General features: G+C 39.0%; 29 protein-coding genes. 18 read left to right on the top strand and 11 right to left on the bottom strand.

Annotated elements, in window-relative coordinates; all coding sequences use genetic code 11:
* Positions 1-202: 202 nt before the first annotated feature.
* Positions 203-529, bottom strand: a complete 327-nt coding sequence (locus tag C9J46_RS18005; RefSeq protein ID WP_107206924.1) for a peptidylprolyl isomerase — start codon at positions 527-529, stop codon at positions 203-205.
* A 352-nt stretch (positions 530-881) separates the two neighbouring features.
* On the opposite strand from C9J46_RS18005, the gene C9J46_RS18000 reads away from it, so the two are divergent.
* The 3 genes from C9J46_RS18000 to C9J46_RS17990 are packed head-to-tail and all read left to right on the top strand — an operon-like array spanning position 882 to position 3,107.
* Positions 882-1,124, top strand: a complete 243-nt coding sequence (locus tag C9J46_RS18000; RefSeq protein ID WP_233217632.1) for a PepSY domain-containing protein — start codon at positions 882-884, stop codon at positions 1,122-1,124.
* The gene (locus C9J46_RS17995; RefSeq protein ID WP_107206922.1) at positions 1,121-1,780 is read left to right on the top strand and encodes a response regulator transcription factor; all 660 of its coding nucleotides are present in this window, start codon (positions 1,121-1,123) and stop codon (positions 1,778-1,780) included. The genes C9J46_RS18000 and C9J46_RS17995 overlap by 4 nt, the downstream gene beginning before the upstream one ends.
* Positions 1,770-3,107, top strand: a complete 1,338-nt coding sequence (locus C9J46_RS17990) for a sensor histidine kinase (RefSeq protein ID WP_107206921.1) — start codon at positions 1,770-1,772, stop codon at positions 3,105-3,107. The genes C9J46_RS17995 and C9J46_RS17990 overlap by 11 nt, the downstream gene beginning before the upstream one ends.
* 92 nt (positions 3,108-3,199) lie before the next feature.
* On the opposite strand, the gene C9J46_RS17985 is transcribed toward C9J46_RS17990, so the two are convergent.
* The gene (locus C9J46_RS17985) at positions 3,200-3,493 is read right to left on the bottom strand and encodes a hypothetical protein (RefSeq protein WP_107206920.1); all 294 of its coding nucleotides are present in this window, start codon (positions 3,491-3,493) and stop codon (positions 3,200-3,202) included.
* Positions 3,494-3,738: 245 nt separating this feature from the next.
* On the opposite strand from C9J46_RS17985, the gene ltaE reads away from it, so the two are divergent.
* The 6 genes from ltaE to C9J46_RS17955 all read left to right on the top strand — a co-directional run bounded on the left by ltaE (position 3,739) and on the right by C9J46_RS17955 (position 8,281).
* On the top strand, positions 3,739-4,746 hold the full coding sequence (gene ltaE, locus C9J46_RS17980) for a low-specificity L-threonine aldolase (protein WP_107261373.1): 1,008 nt from the start codon (positions 3,739-3,741) through the stop codon (positions 4,744-4,746).
* Between the two features lie 280 nt (positions 4,747-5,026).
* Positions 5,027-5,869 (top strand): ABC transporter ATP-binding protein, encoded by an 843-nt coding sequence (locus C9J46_RS17975; protein WP_107206918.1) that lies wholly within the window; start codon positions 5,027-5,029, stop codon positions 5,867-5,869.
* Positions 5,869-6,831: an ABC transporter ATP-binding protein gene (locus C9J46_RS17970; protein WP_107247288.1), complete on the top strand. Its 963-nt coding sequence runs from the start codon at positions 5,869-5,871 to the stop codon at positions 6,829-6,831. The genes C9J46_RS17975 and C9J46_RS17970 overlap by 1 nt, the downstream gene beginning before the upstream one ends.
* Positions 6,828-7,289 carry a hypothetical protein gene (locus C9J46_RS17965; RefSeq protein WP_107206916.1) on the top strand — a complete coding sequence of 154 codons (462 nt, stop codon included), beginning with the start codon at positions 6,828-6,830 and terminating at the stop codon, positions 7,287-7,289. The genes C9J46_RS17970 and C9J46_RS17965 overlap by 4 nt, the downstream gene beginning before the upstream one ends.
* A gap of 212 nt (positions 7,290-7,501) precedes the next feature.
* Positions 7,502-8,053 (top strand): DUF2975 domain-containing protein, encoded by a 552-nt coding sequence (locus C9J46_RS17960; RefSeq protein ID WP_107206915.1) that lies wholly within the window; start codon positions 7,502-7,504, stop codon positions 8,051-8,053.
* A gap of 9 nt (positions 8,054-8,062) precedes the next feature.
* The gene (locus tag C9J46_RS17955) at positions 8,063-8,281 is read left to right on the top strand and encodes a helix-turn-helix transcriptional regulator (protein WP_005364730.1); all 219 of its coding nucleotides are present in this window, start codon (positions 8,063-8,065) and stop codon (positions 8,279-8,281) included.
* 66 nt (positions 8,282-8,347) lie between these two features.
* Here C9J46_RS17955 and sgrR read toward each other — a convergent pair whose 3' ends face one another.
* On the bottom strand, positions 8,348-10,045 hold the full coding sequence (sgrR, locus tag C9J46_RS17950; RefSeq protein ID WP_107261371.1) for an HTH-type transcriptional regulator SgrR: 1,698 nt from the start codon (positions 10,043-10,045) through the stop codon (positions 8,348-8,350).
* 330 nt (positions 10,046-10,375) lie between these two features.
* Between sgrR and C9J46_RS17945 the strand changes: the two genes are divergently transcribed.
* On the top strand, positions 10,376-11,242 hold the full coding sequence (locus C9J46_RS17945; protein ID WP_107206913.1) for a DUF2974 domain-containing protein: 867 nt from the start codon (positions 10,376-10,378) through the stop codon (positions 11,240-11,242).
* Between the two features lie 12 nt (positions 11,243-11,254).
* On the opposite strand, the gene C9J46_RS17940 is transcribed toward C9J46_RS17945, so the two are convergent.
* Positions 11,255-11,803 carry a flavodoxin family protein gene (locus C9J46_RS17940; RefSeq protein ID WP_107206912.1) on the bottom strand — a complete coding sequence of 183 codons (549 nt, stop codon included), beginning with the start codon at positions 11,801-11,803 and terminating at the stop codon, positions 11,255-11,257.
* Positions 11,804-11,972: 169 nt separating this feature from the next.
* Between C9J46_RS17940 and C9J46_RS17935 the strand changes: the two genes are divergently transcribed.
* The gene (locus tag C9J46_RS17935) at positions 11,973-12,476 is read left to right on the top strand and encodes a cyclin-dependent kinase inhibitor 3 family protein (RefSeq protein ID WP_107291318.1); all 504 of its coding nucleotides are present in this window, start codon (positions 11,973-11,975) and stop codon (positions 12,474-12,476) included.
* A 268-nt stretch (positions 12,477-12,744) separates the two neighbouring features.
* Positions 12,745-13,047 (top strand): hypothetical protein, encoded by a 303-nt coding sequence (locus C9J46_RS17930; RefSeq protein WP_233217807.1) that lies wholly within the window; start codon positions 12,745-12,747, stop codon positions 13,045-13,047.
* Between the two features lie 106 nt (positions 13,048-13,153).
* Here C9J46_RS17930 and C9J46_RS17925 read toward each other — a convergent pair whose 3' ends face one another.
* Both C9J46_RS17925 and cutA read right to left on the bottom strand, forming a co-directional pair.
* On the bottom strand, positions 13,154-14,176 hold the full coding sequence (locus C9J46_RS17925) for a methylenetetrahydrofolate reductase (RefSeq protein ID WP_107206910.1): 1,023 nt from the start codon (positions 14,174-14,176) through the stop codon (positions 13,154-13,156).
* 249 nt (positions 14,177-14,425) lie between these two features.
* Complete coding sequence (gene cutA, locus C9J46_RS17920) at positions 14,426-14,743, bottom strand: divalent-cation tolerance protein CutA (protein ID WP_107291317.1); 318 nt, start codon at positions 14,741-14,743, stop codon at positions 14,426-14,428.
* Positions 14,744-14,942: 199 nt separating this feature from the next.
* Here cutA and C9J46_RS17915 point away from each other — a divergent pair, with 199 nt between their 5' ends.
* On the top strand, positions 14,943-17,066 hold the full coding sequence (locus C9J46_RS17915; protein WP_107291316.1) for a bifunctional UDP-sugar hydrolase/5'-nucleotidase: 2,124 nt from the start codon (positions 14,943-14,945) through the stop codon (positions 17,064-17,066).
* Between the two features lie 76 nt (positions 17,067-17,142).
* Positions 17,143-18,312: a YibE/F family protein gene (locus C9J46_RS17910; protein ID WP_107291329.1), complete on the top strand. Its 1,170-nt coding sequence runs from the start codon at positions 17,143-17,145 to the stop codon at positions 18,310-18,312.
* Here C9J46_RS17910 and C9J46_RS17905 read toward each other — a convergent pair.
* From C9J46_RS17905 to C9J46_RS17895, 3 genes are all read right to left on the bottom strand, one after another.
* Positions 18,290-18,736, bottom strand: a complete 447-nt coding sequence (locus C9J46_RS17905) for a GNAT family N-acetyltransferase (protein WP_107291315.1) — start codon at positions 18,734-18,736, stop codon at positions 18,290-18,292. The genes C9J46_RS17910 and C9J46_RS17905 overlap by 23 nt on opposite strands.
* Before the next feature lie 98 nt (positions 18,737-18,834).
* Complete coding sequence (locus C9J46_RS17900; RefSeq protein ID WP_107291314.1) at positions 18,835-19,311, bottom strand: DUF3291 domain-containing protein; 477 nt, start codon at positions 19,309-19,311, stop codon at positions 18,835-18,837.
* A 304-nt stretch (positions 19,312-19,615) separates the two neighbouring features.
* Positions 19,616-20,221: a glutathione S-transferase family protein gene (locus tag C9J46_RS17895; RefSeq protein WP_107291313.1), complete on the bottom strand. Its 606-nt coding sequence runs from the start codon at positions 20,219-20,221 to the stop codon at positions 19,616-19,618.
* 196 nt (positions 20,222-20,417) lie between these two features.
* Here C9J46_RS17895 and C9J46_RS17890 point away from each other — a divergent pair, with 196 nt between their 5' ends.
* From C9J46_RS17890 to C9J46_RS17880, 3 genes are all read left to right on the top strand, one after another.
* Positions 20,418-21,281 (top strand): LysR family transcriptional regulator, encoded by an 864-nt coding sequence (locus C9J46_RS17890; RefSeq protein WP_107291312.1) that lies wholly within the window; start codon positions 20,418-20,420, stop codon positions 21,279-21,281.
* Positions 21,282-21,443: 162 nt separating this feature from the next.
* Positions 21,444-22,130 carry a hypothetical protein gene (locus C9J46_RS17885; protein ID WP_107291311.1) on the top strand — a complete coding sequence of 229 codons (687 nt, stop codon included), beginning with the start codon at positions 21,444-21,446 and terminating at the stop codon, positions 22,128-22,130.
* 258 nt (positions 22,131-22,388) lie between these two features.
* Positions 22,389-23,021 carry an SDR family NAD(P)-dependent oxidoreductase gene (locus tag C9J46_RS17880; protein WP_107291310.1) on the top strand — a complete coding sequence of 211 codons (633 nt, stop codon included), beginning with the start codon at positions 22,389-22,391 and terminating at the stop codon, positions 23,019-23,021.
* A gap of 340 nt (positions 23,022-23,361) precedes the next feature.
* On the opposite strand, the gene C9J46_RS17875 is transcribed toward C9J46_RS17880, so the two are convergent.
* Entirely contained in the window at positions 23,362-23,748 is a 387-nt protein-coding gene (locus C9J46_RS17875) for a lysozyme inhibitor LprI family protein (protein ID WP_107291309.1), read from the bottom strand.
* Positions 23,749-24,105: 357 nt separating this feature from the next.
* On the opposite strand from C9J46_RS17875, the gene C9J46_RS17870 reads away from it, so the two are divergent.
* On the top strand, positions 24,106-25,203 hold the full coding sequence (locus C9J46_RS17870) for a YdcF family protein (protein WP_107291308.1): 1,098 nt from the start codon (positions 24,106-24,108) through the stop codon (positions 25,201-25,203).
* Between the two features lie 379 nt (positions 25,204-25,582).
* On the opposite strand, the gene C9J46_RS21560 is transcribed toward C9J46_RS17870, so the two are convergent.
* Positions 25,583-26,159, bottom strand: a 577-nt coding sequence (locus C9J46_RS21560) for a hypothetical protein (RefSeq protein WP_158259619.1), incomplete at its 5' end; no start/stop codon positions are given.

The raw sequence follows: 26,159 nt of genomic DNA, 5'->3' as shown, positions 1-26,159 counted from the left end.
TATATTAATACTATGGAAAAACAGATTAATTAAACAGCTTTAAAGCGTAAATCAATGTAAATTAGCCACTTTATTCACACAGACAATTGAATAATAACAACCAATAGATACCATTAATAATATTATTATGTATCTATTAAGCATAAAAAAACGCTCTAAAATAAGAGCGTTAATATAAATTCAATCTGGTTCAATAAATAGATTAAACGGTATAAAGAACTTTAATCACATGCCAACCAAACTTAGTCTTTACAGGTTCTGGAATTAATCCGCGTAAGTTATTATTTTTCTTTTTTAACGCTTCACTGGTACTGATTGCTTTACCAGAAAAGACCGCTTTATCAAACTGCGGCACCATTGCACCTTTACGGAACTCACCAAGATCTCCCCCTTTTTTACCCGACGGGCACGTTGAGTGTTTCTTAGCAAGATCTTGAAACTTTGCACCCTTTTTAAGCTGTTCTAGAATATCATCAGCCAATTCTTTGTGTTTCACTAAAATATGAAGTGCGTGTGCGCTAGAAGCCATCGTGGGTTACCTATTTCATTACTTTTTATTGCGCAATTTTGCGATAAATGCCGTAAACTAGCAAGCTATTCACTAAATTTGAATAAAATTTAAAAACACCATTCATGCAATACTTATTCTACTATAACGGGATCATAATTTTCGAATAAAAGCTTAAAAATTTAACGACTTATGACCATTACACACGTTATCATAATCGTCTCATTCACTTTCCATTCATGGTTGTTACGTTACAATTATAAATATGAAAATACGTCATAGATATTTATATATAGTCGGGCTTCTCGGATCGTTGACTTTCTGTGCATTAGCAACGCCGATAACCCACGATGAAGAGCATCACGATGATGTAATGACAGCTGTCGAGAAAGGATTAATCAAGCCTTATTCAGCCCTTCAACATAAAGTCTCTCAACAGTTATCAGCACGTATAATTAAAGTAGAGCTCAACGAAGACAATGGTGAGTGGATCTATGAACTAAAGCTTATTGATAATCAAAACAATATAATAAAAGTTGAATATCAAGCTCAATCTTTACAAATGTTAAATATCAAAGGACGACATTTAGAAAATGTCATCAGGGCTCCAAAATGAAAATTCTTGTCGTAGAAGACGAAGTAACTTTAGGCGAACAAATTATCGCTGGTTTAGAACAAAGCGGTTGGGTGGCAGAGCTTTCTTGTGATGGTATTGATGCCCTCTATCGTGCAACATCAGAACCTTGGGATGCTATTGTTTTAGATTTGGGTCTTCCTAAACTTGATGGTATTACCGTATTAAAAGGTATACGTGAAGAAAATGTAAACTGCCCTGTCGTTATTTTAAGTGCACGTAATGAACTCACACAACGTGTCGATGGCTTAAATGCAGGCGCTGATGATTATCTAACCAAACCTTTTCAGATGGTGGAATTAGTCGCTCGTGTTAGAGCGCAACTTCGCCGTTCTACAGGTAATGCTTCTCCTGTTATTCAAGCTGGTAATTTAAGCCTTGATACACGTACTTCCAAGGTGACTTGGGAAGGTCAACTCATTGATCTTACAGCACTTGAATTCAAAGTGTTATCTTATCTTATGCATAACACTGATAAGGTTATTTCACGTACAGAATTAGTGGAACATATCTATAAGCAAGATTTTGATCGTGATTCCAACACAATTGAAGTCTTCATTGGTCGTATACGTCGAAAAATTGGCAATGATGTAATAAAAACAGTTCGCGGTCTTGGATATCGGATTAATGCGAATTAATATGCGGAAAAAAGGCCAGCCAAGTATTCGTAATCGCCTATTAAGCGCTTCTGCAATATGGCTATTAGCGATCACACTCACGGCTGGTTATCTTGTGCCAAGCTTTATTAAAAGCTACCTTATTGACCAAGAAAAAACCCAGCTTTATTTATACCTTGATCAAATTACAGCGCTTGTCGATATTGATGCGCATGGTCGTGTATTTCTTGATGGTCGATTATCAAACCCGCGATTTAACTCCCCTTATAGCGGTTTGTATTGGTCACTCAAACTCAACAAACAACATCTACGTTCACGCTCGTTATGGGACACCACCATTTCAGGGAATAGCGAAGAGGGGTTTGAAGGTCCTAATAAACAATCCTTAATCGTGGTTAAACGTAAATTCCTACTGCCTGATAGTGATTATCCAGTAGAACTATCCGTTGCCGTCAATCAGGATCGATTACTCAAGACCTTGCAACAACTAACGCGAGGTTTATGGTTAATTTTAACCATTATGGCAATTGGTATTCTCACACTTACCACGCTACAAGTCAGCTGGTCACTGTGGCCTCTACGTAAATTGCGTCGAAATTTAAAGCTAGTGCGAGAAGGACATTCTACAGAACTAACTGGATTATATCCTGTTGAAATACAACCGGTTATTGATGATTTAAACGCCTTACTCTTCCACTATCAAGAGCTACTATTACGTGCACGTAATCATTCAGGGAATTTATCTCACGCACTTAAAACACCCATCGCTATTTTGAATAATGAAGTCGCGTTACTCGATGAACCAACAAAAGCCAAGCTAGTACCCGCTCTCCAGCAGTTACAACAGCACATCGATTATCATTTAGGTCGTGCTCGTATGGCTGGCGCTGTGAATATCCTAGCGGCAAAAACCGCCGTTTCTAGTCGAGTGGATGCGATCTCCTTAGCCATGGATAAAGTCTACGCAAATCGAGAGCTGATCTTAGTTAACGAGCTTGATAGCAGTGTGATGGTTGCAGTAGAAAGCCGTGATCTTGATGAAATGATCGGTAACTTAATCGAAAACAGCTATAAATGGGCTAACTCTTTGATTCGCGTCTACCAAGAGTCGAACCAATCAGGTCAAATTACCCTTGTCATTGAAGATGACGGCATTGGTATTGCAGAAGAAAAATGCAAGCAAGTACTTCACCGTGGAGTGCGGTTAGATGAAAATACCCCTGGAACAGGGCTTGGATTAAACATCGTGAATGAACTAGCGCATAGCTATCGTGGTGATTTAATTTTAAGCAAAAGCCAGCGCGGCGGTTTGAAAGCAAGCCTCATTTTACCTAAACCTAGAAACTGAAAAAACCCTGCTAGTTACTAGCAGGGTTAAACACACTCATATCGCAAAATCACAAATTGCCCCACCAAACCATTCAACAAGATTGATGATAGTTATAAATCACGCATTAAGATTTCATAATCTTCTTGCGCCGATTCAATAAGGTGTTCGAGCTCTTTCGCATCTTGGTTTCTAAGATCTAGTTGCCAATTGACTTTTGATTCAACTCGGCAGACTAATAATGTTTTTGTTCCGGTCTTGCTAAACCATAATTGCGAGAATTCAGCTTCTTGCTCTGCATTATCCTCAAGAATATTAACGCGTAACTTACCCGTTGGGATTACGCTAATATGAGCATGCCGCTGAACTTTACCAAGTAAGGTAAAATCACGTTGTTCCACTAACATCACATCATCCTCCTAGTGTGGCCGTACTCAGAGTCTCTTCAATAATTGCATAATAAACAACCAACCATTAAAGTGTAGATGCTTTACAGAACATGTTTTATGCGAATGCCGTATTAATATAACTATCAAATATTCTGTTTTAAACATAGTGTCATCATATGCTTAATAACAAGGATCTACGACTATAGAAACCAAATAGTACACAGTGATATAGTGAATAAAACAGAATAGGAAGTTGATAATAAATGATAGATTTTCGTTCAGATACGGTAACTCGCCCTTCTCCCGCAATGCGTCAAGCGATGTCCCAAGCACTTGTGGGTGACGATGTTTATAGCGACGATCCAACCGTTAATGATTTAGAGCTTTTTGCAGCGGAACGCCATGGATTTGAAGCCGCACTTTTTTGTAGTTCTGGCACTCAAGCTAATTTACTGGCATTAATGGCACACTGTGAACGTGGAGATGAATATTTATGTGGCCAACAGGCACATAATTATAAATTCGAAGGCGGCGGTGCAGCCGTTTTAGGTTCGATCCAACCTCAACCGATAGAAAATGCCGATGATGGCACACTTCCTTTCGAAAAATTGATAGCTGCAATTAAACCAGACGATCCTCATTTTGCCCGCACAACACTTTTAAGCCTCGAGAACACCATCAATGGTAAAGTGTTACCGCTCACCTACCTTCAACAAGCGCGTGAATTTGTTGAACAACATAACCTAAAACTTCACCTTGATGGGGCGCGTGTTTATAACGCAGCCACCGCACTTAATGTCGATATTACAGAAATTGTTCAATATTTTGATTCTTTCACCATTTGTTTATCAAAAGGTTTAGGTGCGCCAATTGGGTCACTATTACTGGGTGATAAAGCACTAATAGCCAGAGCCCGTCGCTGGCGTAAGGTTCTTGGTGGCGGCATGCGCCAAGCAGGAATCATTGCCGCTGCGGGTAAAATTGCACTGACTGAAAATACAGGTCGTTTAGTCGATGACCATTCCAATGCTAAATACTTAGCGGAACAATTAAATACAGTGAATGGTTTTGAAGTAAACACGAGTCACGTACAAACAAATATCTTATTTGCAAAAGTCGATAGTAAGATAGATCAAACCCAATTGGCGACCACATTAAAAGCACAAAACATTTTGATCTCAACTGGAAACCCATTGCGATTTGTCACTCATTTAGACATTACAAAAGACGACATTGATATTTTTATCTCTGCATTAAAAGCCGCTGTTTGATCTTTCACCTCCCCCCCCCACACAACATTACAATGTGATCTTGTGTGGGCTTTTCTTTTTTATCTCTGTTATTGCTGCCATATGGAATCTTTTCACAAATAATAATTACCCTTGTGGTATATATTTTTGCGACACTCAACTTTTACATGATTTTTTGATACCTGCCTCACTTTCTTTAACTTGAACCTTTGCAACCCTCTTCTTGCTCCTTTAATTTGTTTAAATATTAATGATAATCACTTTCATTATCATGTAGTTTTATTTTTGCAGGGAGAGCATCATGGAACAAGCGTTTCATTCAGACCCAATACTGAAAGTACGTGATCTCGAAGTCACCTACATTACAGACAATGGCGACTTTAAAGCCGTAAAATCAGTAAATTTTGATATAGGTAAAAGTGAAATATTCGGCTTAGCGGGTGAATCGGGATGTGGTAAAAGTACTATCGCTTTTGCTATTAATCGCTTACACAAGCCGCCAGCACTTATCACAAAAGGCAGTATTGAATACAACGGTACAAACCTTATCGCATTAACTGAACAACAAATGGGCGTTGTTCGCTGGAAAGACATTGCAATGGTATTCCAAAGTGCAATGAACTCATTAAATCCCGTACTCCCTATTCAAGAGCAATTTGCTGATGTAATGCGCCACCACCTTGGCTACAGCAATGAACAAGCAAAAGAACGTGCCGAAAAGCTGTTAGATCTGGTTAATATCCCTCGCGAGCGTTTATCCGAGTATCCACACCAATTTAGTGGTGGTATGCGTCAAAGGCTCGTTATTGCGATAGCGCTATGCCTCAACCCAAAACTCATTGTTATGGACGAACCAACCACGGCGCTTGATGTTGTTGTTCAACGTGAGATTTTGCAGCAAATATATCAACTACGTAAAGAATTCGATTTCTCTGTGTTATTTATTACTCACGATCTTGCGCTTATGAGTCAACTTTGTGATCGCATTGCCGTGATGCGATACGGTGAAATTGTTGAAGTCAATCAAGCACGTGAAATACGTAACAATCCTCAACACCCATACACCCAAAAGTTATGGGCATCATTCCCTAACATTCATGAAGACGCCCCACACGTTTCTATCTCAGCAGAGGAAATATCGTAATGGAACAACCAATTATTGAATTAAATAATGTGGTGAAAGAGTTCACTGCTGGCGGTGGTTTTGGTTCGACTGAAATCTTTCGTGCTCTCGATAATATCAGCTTTAAGCTCTATAAGGGGCGCACTTTAGCGCTCGTTGGCGAATCCGGCTGTGGTAAAAGTACCTGTGCAAAGCTCATTACTAAAGTTCACGGCGTAACGGAAGGTGAAATTTTATTTAAAGGCGATAATGTCGATACTATTCGTAAACGTAAAGATGTATTGAATTATCGCGGTAAAGTCCAAATGGTATTCCAAGACCCTTTTGGATCGTTAAATCCCACTCATACTATTCGCCATCACCTTACTCGCCCACTGTTAATTCATAAACAAGTGAAGGGTAAAGACGCAATAGAGCAGCGTTTAAATGAACTAATGGAATTGGTTGAGTTACCGATTGAAGATCTTGATAAATACCCCCATCAGCTCAGTGGTGGTCAACGTCAACGTGTGAACCTAGCGCGCGCAATTGGTGTGGGTGCTGAAATCATCCTCGCCGATGAACCCACCTCAATGCTTGATGTTTCTATTCGATTAGGTGTGTTGAACCTAATGAAAGAGATGAAAGATAAAATTGGTATTGGCTTTTTATACATTACGCATGACTTAGCTACTGCACATTATATCGCAGAAGAAACCGCTGTAATGTACCGTGGCCGTATTGTTGAATGGGGAGACACTCGCTCTATTTTACGTAGCCCACAGCATCCTTATACTAAATTATTAATCTCTGCAGTGCCCGATCCTGATCTACCCTTTAATAAACTCGTGGATTCAGAACCTGATTATTCACAGAGCGCCGATAAGATCCGTGCAATAAGTTTGAAGTCTGTTTCAGGACATCGCCAAGTTGCTGACAATCACTTTGTAGCAAACTGGGATGAATCAGAAGTCAACGCACTTAAAGAGGAAAAAATCGCATGATGACACTTCACTGCTGGTTAGAATCAGTTAAAGGGTGGTACCAACCCAACCATAACCATGATTTTTCAGAGTTGGTTACTCTCATTCAGCAAACGCCTAGCAGCATGATGGATGAATTAGACAATGAGACTGGCAGTGAAGCTCTAGCCTACTGGCTAGATGCGTGTTTTCGCTTAACTAAATATTATCAACATCAAGGCTATAACGAGCAGGCATTTGGTTACATTCAACTTTCTTATGCCAAACTTCAAGCCGTGGTATGTGATGCCAGTTATAGCGCAGAACTAAAGCGTTGGAGCTTAAAAAAGCTAGATCGAATCATTGTTGCTATGGTGGAGTTTTGCCAACATCAAACCGATCCTCAATGGCAGCAAGAAAGTGTCCAACTCATTAACCTACATGTCGCTTTTATGGAATCACAGCAGCATTTGAATTTAAAATATTCGGCAAAAAATTAAATCCCATCCGGAACCTAAAAACGAGTATATATTCACTTTCCACCTAGAAAAGTGAATATTGCTCTTTTTTTCTTTATCTATCAAAACATTACAGTCAACAATACTTTTTAACCACAAATATTTAAACAAAAAATTATCGTAAAACGATAATTTTTTATTGCTTATCTCTAGTTTAGTCTCTATCCTTGCCTCATCAACTTAAGAGGTAATACATGTCTAATATCCAAAAGCAAAGTAAAAGAGCTCGTTTACTGTTTCAACTATTTTTCGTTTTAACACCTATATTAGTTTGCTATTTTTGGCTAACCATTGATACGCCATATGCCTATTTAACGAACACTGGAATAGTACAAACATCGTATGATGATTTACACAACATTACTCAAGTGCCATTAACACTCACAACAAGACTCATCGCAACGTTAGCTAGCCTCATTTATTGCTCAATTATCATGTATGCTTTAACAAAGTTAATTAAACTCTTCCGTAATTATGAAAATAACAATATCTTTACCTTAGAAAATGCAACTATTTATCAAAAACTTGGCTATAGCATATTTTATTGGGTCGGTGGCTCAATATTCTATCAACCAATTATGACACTCATACTTAGCTTCAATAATCCACCAGGACAGAGAATGATCGCTATTAGTTTTTTGGGTATAGATTTTATCACCATTATTATGGGACTAATCGTATTGATAATTTCATGGGTAATGAAAGAAGCTTATATTCTTGCGGATGAACAAAACTTAACCATTTAAGAGCCGACGATGACAATACGTATTAACTTAGATGTCATGATGGCTAAACGCAAAATGCGATTAAAAGCATTGGCTCAAGCTATGGAGATGACAGAGGCAAACTTATCTATTCTTAAAAACGGTAAAGCGAAGGCAGTACGCTTTTCAACCTTAGATAAGTTATGTGAATTACTTGAATGCCAACCTGGTGATATTCTCGAATTTGAAGAAAATCACAACGATAATTAATCTAAATACAGTAGGCGTTATTTAACGCCTACTTCTGATTTTCACTTCAAAACTTAATGACATGACTTAGTGTCTTGGTTTTACCCACACCGATTTAAAATCAAACCAACCTAATTGATTAGACGACATCCCTTCTAATTCACCGTTACCATCAACACCTAACCACGTATGGAATAAGGGTAATACTTGACCACAATTGACCAATAAATTCTGGATCTCTTCTAATGGAAATTCAGGGGTAATATTCATCCGCCAATTATCAATAAGAGTATCAAGCTGCGTGAATGCTTGAGGTGGCATAGCGCGTTCAATTTGCTCAAAGTTATATAACCATGGCAATATCGCATCGGCTCGATCACTCCCAAGACTCATGCCATTTAACCAGAGATCTATTTTGTCGGCTTGTTTGCCTTGCATGATATCTTCAAAGGCAATTTCAATCACTTTAAGCGTAATACCGTCTTTCGCTAATATTTCAGCTATCAATTCAGCAATATAAGGATAAATAGGATGCTCTTGTTGATAGGCCAGTGTCACAGAGCGTTTCGTCGTTGGCACAATAATATCGTGTGAGTAATCTGTTGTACAAACCCATCCTGGTAATAAGCCATAAGCATTAATCACCTTAAAGTTAGAGACTTTGTTAAGATCTAAATGACGCATAATACTCAAGCTGTTTAGACGAGATTGAAAATAATCTAACCAAACCTTTTGTTGTGCTAAGCCTTTATTTTTATTTAATAATAAATAATTACAGCCTTGATCTAAGCTTAGCTTATTAGATACGGTTGCACTTTGTGTCTGCGCTAACTCTAGTGATGGCTTTAAATAACAAGCAGAAAAACCCGTTAAAATCCAAATTTCCACTACGTCTGTTAAGGCACGAAAACCAAAATACATATCAAATGCTTCAAGTTTTAAACGCTGCTTATCATTAATCGTGACTTTATAAGGCCCCGTACCAACCGGAAATGTGGTTGCATCAGAGCGACGATGATAACTTGCAGGCTGAATAACAGCACTGATATTCGCGAGCAAAGCAGGAAGGTGAAGATCATCCCGTTTTAAATACACATCTATCGTATTAGCAAAGGGAGAAATAACATCATCAATATGCTTAAACAACGCTTGCTGTTTCACTTCCTTAAACGTTTGAATAATATCATCACTTTCAAGTAACCGCCCATCATGAAAACGGATTGCAGGACGAATATGAAAACGCCAATGCCTTACCGAAATCATTTCCCACGCATGAGCAATGTCAGGTTCAACTTCCCCTTTTTCCTCATTAAATTGGGTTAAGCCACTGAAAATTTGTCTAACAAGGTGTTGTTCAGAGCGGCGAAGTGGCTTGAAAGGATTAAGATTACCAAAGCTTCGGTAATAAGGTAGTCGCACAATTTGCCTGCCATGAACATGCGAAATACCCAGTTGTTCATGGATCAATTGCACCAGTTTTTCAGCATTATTATCTAGCACAGACAAGGCTGTTTCTAGTTTGCCATCCGTCACTAACTTACGCGCTTGCATAAATTGTAACTCACTGTCAGTGCTATTAAATATTAAGCGTGATTGCTTTCCGCGCCCAACGGCAGGTTGCCAATCGATCCAGCCTTTATCGACCATCTTATTGATGACCATGCGAACATTACGACGCGTACAAAATAAAACTTCTGAAATATCATGAAGATTAGTCTCAGTATTCCTACCTGAGAAATGGTTGTACAGACGCTGGAATTGCAATTTTAATCGTTGACCGCTCATAAAGAGGAAACCTTTTTTCCTATATTGTTCTCTTTTAACTTCCTCATTTTAGCGTAAAAATACAACAGTCGATATGAAAACAGGTTTTGCTCTGCTTACAGTGTGATACCTATTGAAATATTGATGAGTCTACAAAGCCATTTGTAGCTTAATGAACATTAACTTAGGCTCTTTCCCCCAAAAGAGTTTATTTACCCTGAGTGCTCATTAATTTAAGTCCGACCTAATACAGAACGTGTTAGGTTGGACTTTCCCTGTATTCTTTTATTGTCATTAGATTGATAAATACCGTGTTTATGCTGGTGATAAGTTAACTAAAAAAAGAATACGATGAATAAACTAAAACGCTATCAATATGAACAATATGCGATTTTATGTCAGCTGGCTTACCCTGATGATTTTGATCATACCCAATATGGTTTTTTACCTGAGGGCAGAGAAGAAATTGTCGATCGCTGGGGACGCACTATTATTCGTATTTTATGGGGCGAGAGTAAAGAAGTCGTCTTAGTCTTTAAAGGGTCGCAAAACATATGGGATTGGCTACTCAACCTTGCATGTTTCCCGAAAAAAATCGAATCACAACCTAAGCCATATTACGTTCATTGGGGTTATCATTATCTAATACATCAAAAAAGCATAAAACGTAACTATGCTTTTCATCAATGCCATCCAGATTTAAGCGATAGCCAAAAGCTCGATATCTTTCAAGCATCATATTTAACCTCACACCGCAATCAATCGAACTACAACGAAATCATTAAACAGATCCAAGCCGTAATAAAACCCTTAATTGAATCCGGTAAGCACATTAGCTTAACTGGTCACTCGTCTGGTGGTGCAATGGCGGTACTCAGTGCTGACTACTTACACCAATATTATCCAAATGCAATAAAGCGTGTAGTCACTTTTGGGCAGCCAGCAACAGGATTTTGGAGTTTTAAAAAACACTACCCATTGCATCAACAAACCTACCGTATCTGTTGTGATCTAGATATTGTCACCTTTCTGCCCGCGATTCCTTTTATGCATTGGCACGTTGGGCAAATGCTCTGGTTGCACAACGGTAAAATATATCAAAACATTCCCACCATCATACGATTATCACGATCAATAATAAGTTGGATCATGCGCCCTTTTAGTTATCACTTCATGCAAAAGTATATTCGTAATAAAGACTTTTTTGATAAGCGCTGATCCAACGTCAAGTTACTGAATAAAATTATAGATACGACGTGCTAAGTATTTTGCCGTATTTATATCTTTAGCATCAGGTTTACCGTCCTCAGAGGTAGCAACAACACCAGCCTGACATCCTAAGCGGTTTACTCCCAATGCGTTGAAATTTGAAGGGCTATCTATTCCCATCCAAATCATGCCATGTTGCGATGCTAATATTTGGAAATACCGTAGCGTTTCAGTTTGATCGCCATTCGGTGAGCCACCAGAAGTTATTCCTGCTGCTATTTTTCCTGATAATCTCTGATCGCACCATTGATCACTTGTCGCATCAGCAAAAGCTTTAAATTGTGCCGCGACAGATCCCATATAAGTTGGAGAGGCAAAAATAATCGCTTGGCAGTGCTGAAGTTTTTCCATTATTTCATGATTAACAAATCGCCCTTCTATAATTTCTGTTCCCGTTATCTTATGCATAATAATCTCTACAGGATCTGATACTAACTCGTCACAACAAGCCTCGACTAAAGCTTCTGTGATGCCTGTATTCGAGAAATAAACAATACCTATCGCTTTCATTAAAACGTCCTTATTCAGTTCATAAATCTCAACATAGGATAAAACCTCAAGTAAACCTGAGGTCAAACATTAATGAGATTTTTTAAATCAATACATATGAATTATCATATGTGTCATAATTACCGTGTATAACTATTTAGAAATGGAAAAGACGATAAGGATATACCGCATGACACATCCAACATGGGAATTACCAATAAGCAATAAATCAGCAGGATTGGTACTAACCCCTTGTCCAGGAACAAAAGGCACGCCATTAGTTGACAGCATTGATCAACTGAAAGCACAAGGTGTCACAATTGTTGTCACAGCATTAAGCATCAAAGAAATGGAAGCAAAGAAAGTGGGTCTGTTACCACTGGTTGTTCAGCAAGTCGGGCTTCAATGGTTCAATACCCCAATAAAAGATGATTGTGCCCCAGATGAAAGCTTTCAACCGCATTGGGATGCAATCTCCCCTGCATTACACCAAGCATTAGATAACGGGGAAAAAGTCGCGCTACATTGTATGGGTGGCTCAGGCCGGACTGGTTTACTTGCTGCCCACTTATTATTAGAAAAAAACTGGCAATTAGAAGACATCATTAGCCAAGTTCAAGCATTAAGACCCAATGCTTTCACTAAAGAAGTGCAAGCTGAATATATTCGTGATATTGCTCTTATTAATGAGTAAAGACACTTTTTAATGGCACAGTAACGGAAGCAGAGATCATCTCTGTTTTCGTTTACTCGTTGTTTAACGTATCAGTTTCTCCTTTTACCGTTGTGTCGAATTAATCAAAGACGCAGGATCAGAATTATTCCTGATTTTTATCTGTCTCAGCTTCTCTCACACAATCACACTATAATTACATCACTATTAGCAAATATAAGCCTAGCCACTATTAATACGTCATATAGCTTAATAACGTTACCGCTTTCAAACTAGCGAAAAGGAATACATGGTGAGATCGATATTATTAGCAACATTACTCTTGTTTTCTCTCCCGTCATGGAGTGCTAGTTACTGTCTAAAAACAACCTTAGGTGACTATGTATGCCCGCCGCCTTTTGGTCATATCTACGCAGATAAACTCGGCAACCCACTATGTGGTAAAGGGCAATGCATCAAAGACCGACAAGATAACTACCAGTGTTCCAAACAAGATGGTGGCTTTGCGATAAAAAACGACCTTGGTGATATTTTATGTACCGGAGGCTGCGAACCCGCCTCAGAAAAAAATTGCCAAATACCTAAACCTTAACGCTACTCTCTCCAAAGAGAATTGAAAAAGAAACAGATACAAAAATGGCTACCGCTCTTTCAAGTCGGTAGCCATTTTTATTAGCAATCTTTGTTACTAGAACACGTTAAGCAGATGCGAGTTTATTCGCGCGAGCTTTACGCTTTAACAAACGGAATTCATGCTTTGCTAAATGACTGTCCATTGAAGAACGTAGCAACTTGTAAAGTAAGATAGAACCGTCAATTTCTTCTTTACGATTAGTTAAGCTTTCAATATTTAAGCCTAGTGGTAAGTCATACTCCACTACCGCATCCAAGATCTGATTTAAGCTGTTACAACACATCTTAATCGACTCATGCAGTGGGTTTTCCGCATTCAAAATACGCAAACTTGTTGCTTCAGGAACGCTTACACCTAGCCACTCAATAAACTCTAACGTTTTTGCACTACCACAAGGTGAGAAGGTTAAAATAATACGCTGCGGTTTTAAGCCTTGCTCTTTACACTCAATCGCGTAACGAGTCAGAATATCAATCGTCGCCTGAGTATCGTAAATCGCTTGAGAAATAAAGAAGTTACAACCTTGCTTATACTTTTCAATTAAACGTTCATGCTCATTACCTTTCTTAGCATGACGCTCAGCAATCATAATACCGCCGGTAAAAAAGTCATTACGGTTTTCAGCCAGCGTTTGATATGCCGTAGATAATGGCAGTGAAACATCATTTTTCGCCGATGGACTACCCACTAATACCATGTCACGTACACGGTACTCATCCCACGCTTCATTTAGCCACTCATCAAATGCTTCCGTTTCTGACTGCACCACACTCTTGTAAGTGATCACAGGACGGTCGGTTTTCTTATTCAAAAGTGATGAGTAATGACGAGGATCATGGGTCGATTTAAAAGGGAACGGACGCGGCTTATTAGTACGTGATGCTTCATCTTGAATATCGTAAACAATCAAACCATCAATCGCGAGATCACGAATACGATCAACTAAACGATCAGCAATGCCTTCAACATCTTCAATCGGTGTACTGGTTTTTGGTGGGGTTGTACCAATAAAATAAACACCGCGTGTGATGTCGTTATAACGGACACGCAGTTCAGATTCAGGGGTGGGTTGATATTGATCCGACATAAATGCTCACTTCCATGTTGTCACAGTGTATTACCCAATAGATAACACCTGCTTAATTTTTATAAAGCCGTAGCAATGTCTTTTGCCACGGTTTATCTCATCCTTGTGTGTTGCCTTACCTTACCGTTCTCTTTTAAGGTGAAAATTTATGTTATTTATCAAATTAGCAACACAATATATGCTTTAGTTTTACCTAAACCCAATAGATAAATCAAAGAAAAGTCACTGTTTTTAACTTACTGGGTTAAATTAGCGACATTCTTTGTCTATCCATGAAAGATAATCACCAAAACCATTTGTTATCGGTAGTTGAATGATTTCAGGGGTTTCATAATCATGAAGCGCAACAATCGTGGCTTTAACCTCTTCAAACAATGATGTTTTGGTTTTAATGAGCACTTGCTGCTCTTGATCGCAATTCACTTCACCTTGCCAATGATAATAAGACTGAATAGGCATCACCTGTACACACGCCGCTAAGCGCTGGCTAATCAGCTCATTGATAATAATTTTCCCTACCTTGGGATCTGAAAACGTTGTTAAAACAACACAATATTGACCAGCCATACTTATTTCACCTTTCTTCATATTTTTATCTTAATAGCCTAAATCATTCAGAATAAGAATTTACAAGCAAAGTCCCATTATTTAAATCAATGACAGAAGCATCATATAACGCTGACACAACGCTTACATTCGCTTCCTATTATCGCGCCGTTTCTCCCCTACCAAGAAACTATCTTTTATTCGTTAAGGAACTCGAATAGTGCGCAAATTTAAAATTCTATCATTAAGCCTAGCTGTTTCTATTGCCCTTGTTGGCTGTAATGATGACCACCACCACCATGATGACAACAATAAAGTTATTGATGGACAAACACTGACCCACACTCCAGAAGTGGTTAGTAAAGGTGATCAACAAGTAAACAAACAAACCATCACATTGGCTGCAACGTCTGACTTACACGGTCGCCTTCGCGGCTATGACTATGCCATTGATGCTGAAGACAAACACGCAGGTTTAACCCGTATTGCTACTATCTTAGAGCAACAACGCCTTTTAGATCCTAACCTTATTCTGTTAGATATCGGTGATACGGTACAAGGCAATTCAGCACAGCTATTTAATGATATGGAAACGCATCCAATGATCGATGCCTTACAATATCTTAATTACGACTTATGGGTGCCCGGTAACCACGAATTTAACTTTGATCGCTCATTCCTTGACCGTAACTTAGAAAACTTTGATGGCGCGGTAATTTCTAGCAACATCAAATGGGAATCAAATAACGCAAACTATCTGCGTGGCTTCCAGATTTATAACGTTAACGGCTGTAAAGTAGCGGTTATTGGTTTAACCCCTTCTTATGTCCCTAACTGGGAAGCATCAGCACCCGAGCATTTCAAAGGCTTAAAGTTTGAAGACGAGCTAAATGCAACACGTGCTGTCGTTGACGATGTTATTGCTCGCCACCAGCCGGATATTATTGTCGGTGCGCTGCACTTAGGTCGAACCGATCAAGGTGTGGGCGTATACAACATTGCCGCAGAGCTGGCTGACAAGTTTGATGTGATCATGGCTGGACACGAACACGCAACTTACATTGAAACCGTGAAAAAAGGCGAGCCTACCGGTAACGACATCAGTGTGAAAAGTGGCCTAGTTGAAGACAAAGCAAAATCAGGTAAATACGACGACAGAAATCGCCAAGGTTCAGTAAAAATCATTGAACCGGGTAAATGGGGTTCAGATTTAGCCATGGCGAAAATTGACGTTGAAAAAGATGCGTCAGGTAAATGGAAAATCGTTGATACCACCCTTTCTAACCTTGATACCAAAGAGATCGCAGAAAATCAGAACATGGTTGATGAATACCAAGATATTCATGATCGTTCTGTAGAAGATGCTCGTGAAACTTTGGGCAAAGTAGACGGTGACTTTGTTAACGGTGGCGGTGCTGATGAAGCAACAAACGATGACTACTTTGTTGATGACTTAGGTACGCGACTATACAGCACCATTCACAAAGCAAAAGTACAAGACAGCGCACTGATTGACTTAATTCAGTTCATTGAGCGTGAAAAATCAGGGGCGACAATTTCTGCTGCTGCGTTATTTAGCGACACTTCTAACCTACGTGATAGTCAAGACTACCAACGTAAAGACTCCGCAAACCTGTACAAATACGATAACGCACTCATTGGCGTAAACATCACAGGTGCACACCTTAAAGAGTACATGGAGTGGTCATATAACTACTTCAATACTTACAAAGAAGGTGATTTAACCGTTTCATTTAATCCAGAGGTTCAAGCGTATAACTACGACTTATTCGATGGTGCCATTGAATACACCGTTGACCTTACAAAGCCTGCAGGTGATCGTGTTGATATCACCCTAGTTGACGGCAAAGCGTTTGATCCAAATGCAACATACAAACTAGCATTAAACTCATACCGCTTTGGTACCCAAGGGGTCACTAACGGTTGGTTCACGAAAGATGATGTGTTCTACGATTCAAGTGATGCAACGGTTCCAGCAATCCGAGATATGATCACCGCTTACGTAACAGAGCATAACGGTATTAGCATCAACGATGAGCACCTAAACACCACGAATAACTGGCAAATTAAGCAGTTAGCACCGAACGGTGAAATCACAAAGAACCGTGCTAATAGCGATATCTGGAAACAGTTTACTCATCAACAACTGTGTATTCATATCAACCCAGATAACGTGAAATACCCAAGTATTAGTCATGCGTTAAACATGAACGATCCAACCAGTTATTTCGAAAACAAAGCCTATAAAGCAGACGGCAGTGCAACGAAAGAAGCACTCAACCTTGGCTGTAGCTGGACGGTTGATCCAAATAACAAAATTTAATCGTTTATAGCTTTCAACACCCTAAGCGGTAGATACCCTCTACCGCTTTTTATCTATGACTATCTCTGTAGGCCACATGTTTCAAAAATACGTTTTCCCGATCATGATTTTTGCGCTCTCAACAGCTATTTTTCTTTACTCCCCTTTGTTGAGCCAATCTTTCCATCCAAATAAAACACAATCTCAGCATTTCGTCTCCGCAAAAGTGGAAAACATCATCGATGAAAATGTCTTTGAAGATGATTTAGCGCCTGGGATATATCGCGGTACACAACACCTAAAAATCAAAGTACTTGAAGGTGAGCATGCCAATGAAACCGTTGAAATCAATAACCCATTAAGTCGTCAACATAACGTGTTATTGGATAAAGGATCAGAATTCATATTGATGATCCGCGAAACCATTCACGGCAGCCATTTTTGGGCGTTTAACCACCAGCGTACTACTCCCATCTACACCATGGCACTGGTCTTTATTGGGCTTATTTTATTGTTTGGTGGACGCGCAGGCTTAAACGCTGTGATTTCACTGTATTTCACTGCCGCACTGATCATTGGCGTATTAATTCCAGCCATATTTGACGGAATAAACCCAGCCTTGGTCACTATCGAATTAATGGCAATAAAAATTGTCGTTAATTTCATCCTAGTTGCTGGTTATAACAAGAAAAGTCTGTGTGCGATATTAGGCACCTTAGTTGGGGTTATCATGGCGGGTATTTTTGCTCAAACCTTTGGCGAATGGGCACACCTATCAGGTATTTACTTAGATAAAGGTGAGGATGTCATTTACCTTGCCACAGAAAATCCTATTCAAGTGCGTTGGCTGATGTTTGTTACCATTATGATTGCCGCGCTAGGCGCCGTGATGGACGTTGCCATTTCAATTGCTTCATCGTATCAAGAGCTACAACAAGCCAATCCTAAACTCACTCCCAAGCAATTGATGCTTGCCAGCATGAACATAGGCAAAGACATCATGGGAACCATGACAAACACGTTAATTTTAGCGTTTGCAGGTAGCTCGCTCACCACCATCATGATGGTCTGGGGTCTTTCAATGCCTGTTGAACAGTTTATGAATACCCCAGTGATCGCGTTAAGCATTATTCACGGTTTGGCAGGCAGTATCGGTATTGTGCTTACCATTCCATTTACAGCCTTTATTGCTAGTAAGATCTTTAACCATCAAACTAATGAAAAACCAGAAATCAACGCTAACGTTAACAATGCTTTAGATAAGTAAAAAACTCAGTGTCTTTTTCGTAGTGATTTTTTTCATATAAGTTCTGCGCTTTTAAATTATCGATAGCAGTACTTAACATAATGAAAGAGGCCTGAGTTTCTTTCGCTAACTGATCAGCGCGATCAAGCAGCAACTGCGCAACACCATGTTGGCGAGCAGGTTCGGTTACAAACAGATCATAAAGTAACCAAGTGCGATTCATTTCAAGCGAGCAAAACAGCGGATATAATTGAGTAAAACCAACATATTGCCCTTGTTCATCAACCACAAAGTAGATAACCGACTCTTTATTTCCTAAGCGTTGTTGCAGGTATTGAAGTGGGTTTTTCTCGCTATAATCTACTTCATAAAACGTCAGATATGCCTCATACAAAGGCGTAACGTGAGTTAAATCATCAAGGGTGGCTTCTTTAACAGTAAACATGACATACACCTTTTTTGGCTTAGATTGTTCTACCATTAATACCAATCATAGCCGCCAACTGACAAACAAACTGAGATTGAATTTTTAATACCCGCCACTCATCTATTACTTATAATCAGCTCATCCAGCAACAACAAATCGTCTGGCGTAAAACGGGATTTAAATGAAAAGGCATAAGGCGTTTCGCCATGTTCACGCAAATGCTCAAGTCGCGACACAGCGTGTTGTGGCGTGGGGATCTCATCATCTTCAACCCACCATAAAACATAATTAGCTTCCGTTAAACCATGGAACCATTCACTTTTACGGCGCATAAAATCTTTATGATGCGTGCGGAACATAAAGTTTTTAAGATCATCCACCGAGTCCCAAATCGACATATTGACGATGATAGAAGGATCATCAAATAGCTGAATATTCGTCGCATCACCAGATTCATCTTTTAAGCGCCATACAAAGCCATCACAGCTTTCAGCTATCGCATTCACCTTATCTAAGTTATCAACAAAGTCTTTAATCTCAGGTGCATCTAATGGGTATTTTGCCTTTGCGATATTGAATTGTGCCAGCTTCATGATTCGTCATTCTCCTTTTTCAAAAAGTCGGATAATAAACTACGCTCATATTTGATAATGCGATCTATTGCTTTGCAAATTTATCCCTTCCATACGGTTCATAAGCAGTAAGGCTCTTAGAACTACAAAAGCTAAGGCAGTGTTATTCGACCCTCAGATGGAAGAAAATAGCCGTGATGTTTTCCGCTGATCTTTTCCAATAAAGGCAACCACTTGCGTCGATGAAATTCAAATACACCTCTTTATCCGGTCAATAACGTATCTGACATAACAAGTGACATACCTTTATCCCTCTAATTACACATTACACCGCTTCTTTCAGATCGACACTGGCATGTAACTGCCCGACCGCTTTTAACCAACGCTTAATGTGTGGGTAGTCGCGTAAATCATAACCGCCATCATTGGCAACATGGGTATAAGCATATAGTGCCAAATCCGCTATCGTGACGCTGTCACCTACCAAGCAGTGTGATTTCGACAATTGCAGCTCCATCACATCGAGGGCTTTATACCCTTTTGCATGTAACGCTTCATACTGTTCAACTCTGTCCGCTGGCATTCCCAAATAAACTTGAATGTAACGTGCTACCGCAATATAAGGTTCATGCGAATACTGCTCGAAGAACAACCATTGATAGACTTTAGCTTTGAGAAAACTGTCTTGGGGTAAATATTCAGAGCCTTCTGCGAAATAACTCAAAATCGCATTCGACTCATACAGCACTCGGCCATCATCCAACACCACAACAGGTATTTTTCCATTAGGATTCAACGCTAAAAATTCAGGCGTATGGGTTTCGTTCTCCAAAATATTAATATGCTGCCACTGATGCTCAATCCCTAGCAGTGACAAAATCAACTTCACTTTCAAACAATTTCCCGACTGTAAATCGCCATAAACAACCATAACCACTCCTTGTATTGTCTGGGTTTGAACTGAAAGCAATTTATCGCCCTCACTGATAAAGTTAACTGTAATCAGCAAAGCACGATTCGACTATCGTAAAATACGAATACCAACTATCAATAATATTGAAGTATTTACCGCTTGTTATGGAAGTGATTTAACGCTATGTTTTTATTGCTAAATAGAGGGATATCATATGGATATTGATGCATTAAGAAGCTTTTTAGCTTTCGTAGAAACTGGCAGTTTCACCCGCGTAGCCAAGCAAAGCTTTCGATCTCAATCTGCCATAAGCATGCAGATGAAAAAGCTTGAAGATGAACTCAATACTCAGCTATTTACTAAAGATGGTCGAATGCTGGTATTAACAGAAGATGGGCAACGCTTAGCAACACATGCCACCCAAATTATCGCAACCCACGATGAAGCCTTGCTAGAACTTAAAAACAAGTTACCGCAACAAACCATCCACCTTGGTTGTCCTGATGATTATGCTGAGTCTATCTTGCCCTATATTGTGGCTTTACTCCGTGAAGAACACCCACACATTAGCCTGCAAATCACTTGTGCGCCAAGCGTATATTTAAAAGGTTTACTTGACAGTAATCGACTTGATCTTGCTATTGTTACCCGTTCACCTACCTCACAAGAAGGCTATTTTCTCCAAACCGACAAAGGCATATGGGTTGGCTCTCCACATCACGACATTGTTAACCAGCAACCCTTACCAATTGTATTATTCCAACGCGACTGTAAATTCCACGATGCCGCCATTGAAGGCTTCATAAAACGTAACCGCCATTATCAGCTCGTCAGTTGTTGCAGCAGTGCAACAGCAAACAAAGGCTTAGTAAGACAAGGCTTGGCAATTTCTGCGATGGCGAAATGCAGCATGCCGAATGATCTGATCGAGCTTACCGCCCCGCACCTGCCTAGCTTACCTGTGGTTGATATAGTGTTATCACTGCCGAGTAAGCCACACCTTTTACTTTCACCTGAAAGTATCAACCGCATGATTGATCGCTACCAGTGTGAACAATTTGCGACAGAAAAGTGCTAAATACCGAGTGCTTATACATAAGAAACGATTATCTTTAATTGAATAACAGTATTACTTTCAAGACAATCAAATCAAAAAGCTTTAGCTAATCTCAAAAGTACGATTACTTAGATACTGACTTTTTTGTTGGGATCTTTCATACATAAACAATAGGAATATGCTATGAAAAAATGGAGTCTTTTAGCTTTGGCATCGGCTTTATTGCTGGGGTGTGGTTCTAATGATGCTGAAGATGCGATTGTAGAAACCGTTGGGCTAAATATCGATAGCTTATCGAGCCAACAAAAACAAAATTATGCCCAGATCTCAACTGACATTAATACATTGATTATTTATATTGGTGGCCAATGTTTGACGGCTGAATCAAACAAAAATCCTAACCTGACGCTGACAGGCTTTACCTGTAACATCGCCGATCATAAAGACGCAGTAAGCCAAACTCAGTTTTCTAGCATTTCGTTGATCAGTGGCGTGCTTGATATTACCCGTTCTAGCGAAACCGACTTCAAAATTCAAACCAAAGATAACGTCAAGTTTCATGCTGCTAGCATTAGCGATGGCACATTAAATTATCGCCTTGTTGATGATAACGCGATTCACTTTATTGTGAATGAAACAGGATCAGATAGCGCATCGTTCAGAGGCTTCTTCCGTGACGATAAAACCGTAGATGTCACCTATTGGACGGCAGAATCTTTAGGTACCACCCCATTTGATTATGATGAAGATACCAATAGCCAACATAGCTGGCTGGCAAACGGCACAGCGAAAATTACAGGGAAAGACGATAAAACCTTTAACTGGGGAACCAGTGCCACTGGTGAGGTAGAGCTACCGCTAACAGAATAATATTGAGCGGCTAAGCCGAAAACTCAAACTCCCTGTTTGACAACAAAGAGAGTTAAACAAGCGCACTAAGCGACTTCTTGAAACAAAAGCCAGTATATAAATCAAAGTGTTGTCATCACTGAGATGGCAACGTTTTTTCATTTACGCAATTCTCTAAGTCGACTAATAACAAACAGATAATCAACCAAACTAATGACTCCACCATTAGAATAATGCAAACTATTATCATTACTGTTATTTGAGATGGATTTTTACGTAATGAATATTGCAATTTGGGGTGCTTCAACTGGATTAGGCGCAGCAATGGTAGATTACTTTTATGCTCAAGGTATGAACGTTATCGCCATTGCACGTAACCCTAATAAAAATACCAAGCTTGCCGAGCACAACATAACGTCCATTTGTTGTGACGCAACAGATAAACAACAAGTTGAAGCGGCTGTATCAGCACTACCCGACAACACTTTTAATATCTCGACAATGGGCAGTTTTCGCTCTGATACGCCCGTCGATTACATTGGTCACCGCTACTTAACAAATGCATTAGAACAAAGCACTTCACAACACTTATTGTTAATTACTTCACTGGGTTGTGGTGATAGTTGGCAATACCTTTCAGACCGTGCCAAAGCGGGTTTTGGCAGCGCAGTACGTGAAAAAACACTCGCTGAAGCTTGGCTACAAAGCAGCAGTTTGAATTACACGATTCTTCGACCTGGGGGACTGAAAGATGGCGAGCCAACCCAGCTAGGCGAGTTATCACAACATAAAGAAGTTCACGGCGCGATTACACGGGGAGAAGTCACACGATTAAGCCATGAATTGCTGTTAAGAAATGATGCTAATGGTCAGATTTTCCAGTGTATTGATCCAAGCATCGCCCCTTATTAACCACCACGTTATTAGCAAATAAGAATTAGAAAGAATAGATAAAAAAGCCCGATTTAAAAAATCGGGCTTTTTTATAACATTATAGAAAGACGTTGCAGCCCCTTTCTATTAAAGATCAACCGCCAAAAAGGAATGAAATATTTATCAATCAAAATATAGGATCTTCGAAATTATATTAGTGAGAGATTTGTAAAAGGTCGATAGTGCAAAGTTAAATAATGCTAACTTCATCTAAAAAATATTAATTAGCAAGGCAGAAATAAGAACTACCTCACTCAAAAAAAAAGCGCCTGACTTCTAGCGATAGCAAGTGAGGTTAATATCCCCTTTCATGCTTCCACTACCACCCCTCATTTAGCTCTTTAGTGCGCTGGATAGTTTCTGTAATCATACAATCACTTAAATCTTCTAACCCACCAGAGCCACTTTCACTATGATAAAACATGCCACACTTAGCATCTCTGTATTGAATCCATAATCGTTGGGTTTTCCTTAAATCTTCTTTACGAAAATCTTGGATTCTAGCCATGTATTGCTTATAAGCCGTATTGAGCAATTTATCCCTTTTCGATAATTCCTCGTTCATACATTTAACAACGGATGGAGTCGAGGCTCCCCAAGTATCAATGCACTGATCAAACTCTTTACTGTAATCGGCAAACGCAGTGTTAAAGAAGGTTGGCAGAATGAAAGCCGCAACCATTGGGTAATAAAACCGTTTTTTCATCATACTTCCTTGTTCATCACCATCACTAACTACAATCTTAACTAACTGAATATTAGATAGTAAATGGATTTATTCCAAAAACATTACAGGTGATATATCAGGTATGAATAATATTTAGCCAACAAACCACAAGACTAAAGCCCTGTAATGCAGAATTTCATTGTTAGCAGTTAAAATAAGCAAGCATAGTAATAATCAATCACTAAAGCTCAATTACATGAGATTAATCACAATAACGAATGTCATTAAAACGAAAGGTTACAAAACGGGATACTTTTCACAGTTTATATACCCAGTAAAAATAGAATAAAAAATCACTTTTATGACAATAAACAGCAATAAACTCTGGATATATTAATGAAAAGTCACCTACTTGCCCTAGCCCTTAGTGGCGCATTAGCACTCACTGCTGCGCCATATTCCTTTGCTGCTAACGACGCAACGGTTCAATCTTCTAGCGATTACTCGCAATTTGTTACTAAGCGTCAAGTTGTCGATCAACTATTAAATGATGCAGTAACAGCGTTTAAATCTCCGGCTCGTGTTTCCCATGCAGGCTTTACCGCCAAAATGCCAAGCAATATGGAAATCGTAACCAACCGATTACTTGAAGCCTACCAATTAGAGCCATACCGTACCGACTTACTGATTTCTGCTGCTAATGCACAGATCTACAACAAGAATGCAGACCGAGCCATTTCACTTTTCCAACAAGCTCTTTCGGTTGCACCTGATGATGTCGATTTACATGCTTACCTTGCTGTTTGGCAGCGTTTCAAAGGCAACCAAGCTGAATCTGACAAACACATGGCAACATTAGCCAAATTAAACCCGGGCAAAGCGGCTGATATTGAGCGTATTTTCACAACTGTTGATCGCATCGTAGCAACACCACTAAAAGAGAAAGCAGCTAAAGGCAAGTTAGACGACAAAGGCGCAATCATCACCTTAGGTTATGCACTAAACCCTGATGGTTCGATGCATCCCATCTTAGTTGAACGTCTTGAAACGACCCTTGCGATGGCAAATGCGAACCCTGATGCGTTAATCGTATTAACAGGTGGTGTGCCAATGAACCATAAAACTGAAGGTAAGCTAATGGCAGATTGGCTTATTGAAAAAGGCATTAGTAAAGATCGTATAATTGAAGAGAACTACGCCACCAGCACTGTTGATAATGCCCTATTCAGTAGCTATGCGTTAGCACGTCATCATATTAAACATGCCACAATTATTAGCTCGGCAAGCCATGTTCGCCGTGGTCAAACCCTGTTTGAGATCGCAAGTTGGCAGACAGGCCCACAAAACATCACCTTTGATACGGTAAGTTACCCAGATAAACCACTAAAAGAGTTAGTAACAACGAGCGATGGTGAATTGTTAGGTATTTACCGTGATGCATTACGTACTTACGGCATGTGGAGTTACCGTTCATATCCGTTGGAGTCACGTTAAGGTTTAAGACCCGCTTTACTTGAATAGAAAAGATAATAAAAAAGCGATGCTGTGTAGGTACAGCGTCACTTTTTTATTTTGTTTACGAGATAAAAACTCCGAAAGAATAAACGATTTCAAAAAAAGTATTCAGATAATGATTAAATCAGTTTCCTCACAGGCAAGCCACTAACGTTCTATTCCACACTTTAGAAGGTATTTCATTATGAATAATGGCGGATACCAATTTATTATCCGCCAGATATTAGCTTATTCAAAACATAGTCTATAACCAATTATCTCTACTAACTTAGTGTGAATTAGTAAGTAAAAAATTTTGTAAAGAGTTAGTTATGCAAATAGCCACTAAGTTTTAGGATAAAAATTATCCCCAAAACTTTTAAGATACAACCTTTAAGTTCTTTTTAGCTAGAGGAGGAATATCAACAATTGGCCACTTACTATAAAGGTAATATAGAGCTGGATAATGATTTATATTATTGATAATGTGAGTATTGTATTGCTTATTTTTATCTAGGATTATATTAGCGCAAATCCACTTATCTGATGTTAATTCAAATGATTGATCACTGCTCTTTAATTTTCCTGATTTTGAAATAATTTCATTAAGTTTACTTTCATCAATTTTTTTTCCTAATCTTTTTAATGAAAACTGTTTATTTATTTCAAGAACATCACAATAAACACCAGCAGTTTTTGAACTATTAACTAAATCTATAACTTCCTCATATTTAGCGAAGCAGAGATAAATGAAAGATTTATTAATCGAATAATCTTGCTTAGATAATCCTCGACCAAATGAAATATCAATATACTTTAAAGCATTTTTATAATCATTTTCTAATATTGAAATATTAGATAGATACAAATAATATTTAGATTGAGATATATTGTTTTTTATAAACTCAAGATATACTTTAGCTTCCTCAAAATTTCTGAAAACATCACAATATATA

It is taken from the genome of Photobacterium sp. GB-36 (genome assembly GCF_003026135.1).
In the GTDB taxonomy this organism is placed as follows: domain Bacteria; phylum Pseudomonadota; class Gammaproteobacteria; order Enterobacterales; family Vibrionaceae; genus Photobacterium.
The sequence above is the reverse complement of the archived record's forward strand: the minus strand, read 5'-3'. Positions and strand labels throughout refer to the sequence as shown.

Coding starts and splice junctions, on each gene's coding strand:
- C9J46_RS18005 (WP_107206924.1), bottom strand. CDS start 529: ATGGCTTCTAGCGCACACGCACTTCATATTTTAGTGAAACACAAAGAA.
- C9J46_RS18000 (WP_233217632.1), top strand. CDS start 882: ATGACAGCTGTCGAGAAAGGATTAATCAAGCCTTATTCAGCCCTTCAA.
- C9J46_RS17995 (WP_107206922.1), top strand. CDS start 1,121: ATGAAAATTCTTGTCGTAGAAGACGAAGTAACTTTAGGCGAACAAATT.
- C9J46_RS17990 (WP_107206921.1), top strand. CDS start 1,770: ATGCGAATTAATATGCGGAAAAAAGGCCAGCCAAGTATTCGTAATCGC.
- C9J46_RS17985 (WP_107206920.1), bottom strand. CDS start 3,493: ATGTTAGTGGAACAACGTGATTTTACCTTACTTGGTAAAGTTCAGCGG.
- ltaE (WP_107261373.1), top strand. CDS start 3,739: ATGATAGATTTTCGTTCAGATACGGTAACTCGCCCTTCTCCCGCAATG.
- C9J46_RS17975 (WP_107206918.1), top strand. CDS start 5,027: ATGGAACAAGCGTTTCATTCAGACCCAATACTGAAAGTACGTGATCTC.
- C9J46_RS17970 (WP_107247288.1), top strand. CDS start 5,869: ATGGAACAACCAATTATTGAATTAAATAATGTGGTGAAAGAGTTCACT.
- C9J46_RS17965 (WP_107206916.1), top strand. CDS start 6,828: ATGATGACACTTCACTGCTGGTTAGAATCAGTTAAAGGGTGGTACCAA.
- C9J46_RS17960 (WP_107206915.1), top strand. CDS start 7,502: ATGTCTAATATCCAAAAGCAAAGTAAAAGAGCTCGTTTACTGTTTCAA.
- C9J46_RS17955 (WP_005364730.1), top strand. CDS start 8,063: ATGACAATACGTATTAACTTAGATGTCATGATGGCTAAACGCAAAATG.
- sgrR (WP_107261371.1), bottom strand. CDS start 10,045: ATGAGCGGTCAACGATTAAAATTGCAATTCCAGCGTCTGTACAACCAT.
- C9J46_RS17945 (WP_107206913.1), top strand. CDS start 10,376: ATGAATAAACTAAAACGCTATCAATATGAACAATATGCGATTTTATGT.
- C9J46_RS17940 (WP_107206912.1), bottom strand. CDS start 11,803: ATGAAAGCGATAGGTATTGTTTATTTCTCGAATACAGGCATCACAGAA.
- C9J46_RS17935 (WP_107291318.1), top strand. CDS start 11,973: ATGACACATCCAACATGGGAATTACCAATAAGCAATAAATCAGCAGGA.
- C9J46_RS17930 (WP_233217807.1), top strand. CDS start 12,745: ATGGTGAGATCGATATTATTAGCAACATTACTCTTGTTTTCTCTCCCG.
- C9J46_RS17925 (WP_107206910.1), bottom strand. CDS start 14,176: ATGTCGGATCAATATCAACCCACCCCTGAATCTGAACTGCGTGTCCGT.
- cutA (WP_107291317.1), bottom strand. CDS start 14,743: ATGGCTGGTCAATATTGTGTTGTTTTAACAACGTTTTCAGATCCCAAG.
- C9J46_RS17910 (WP_107291329.1), top strand. CDS start 17,143: ATGTTTCAAAAATACGTTTTCCCGATCATGATTTTTGCGCTCTCAACA.
- C9J46_RS17905 (WP_107291315.1), bottom strand. CDS start 18,736: ATGTTTACTGTTAAAGAAGCCACCCTTGATGATTTAACTCACGTTACG.
- C9J46_RS17900 (WP_107291314.1), bottom strand. CDS start 19,311: ATGAAGCTGGCACAATTCAATATCGCAAAGGCAAAATACCCATTAGAT.
- C9J46_RS17895 (WP_107291313.1), bottom strand. CDS start 20,221: ATGGTTGTTTATGGCGATTTACAGTCGGGAAATTGTTTGAAAGTGAAG.
- C9J46_RS17890 (WP_107291312.1), top strand. CDS start 20,418: ATGGATATTGATGCATTAAGAAGCTTTTTAGCTTTCGTAGAAACTGGC.
- C9J46_RS17885 (WP_107291311.1), top strand. CDS start 21,444: ATGAAAAAATGGAGTCTTTTAGCTTTGGCATCGGCTTTATTGCTGGGG.
- C9J46_RS17880 (WP_107291310.1), top strand. CDS start 22,389: ATGAATATTGCAATTTGGGGTGCTTCAACTGGATTAGGCGCAGCAATG.
- C9J46_RS17875 (WP_107291309.1), bottom strand. CDS start 23,748: ATGAAAAAACGGTTTTATTACCCAATGGTTGCGGCTTTCATTCTGCCA.
- C9J46_RS17870 (WP_107291308.1), top strand. CDS start 24,106: ATGAAAAGTCACCTACTTGCCCTAGCCCTTAGTGGCGCATTAGCACTC.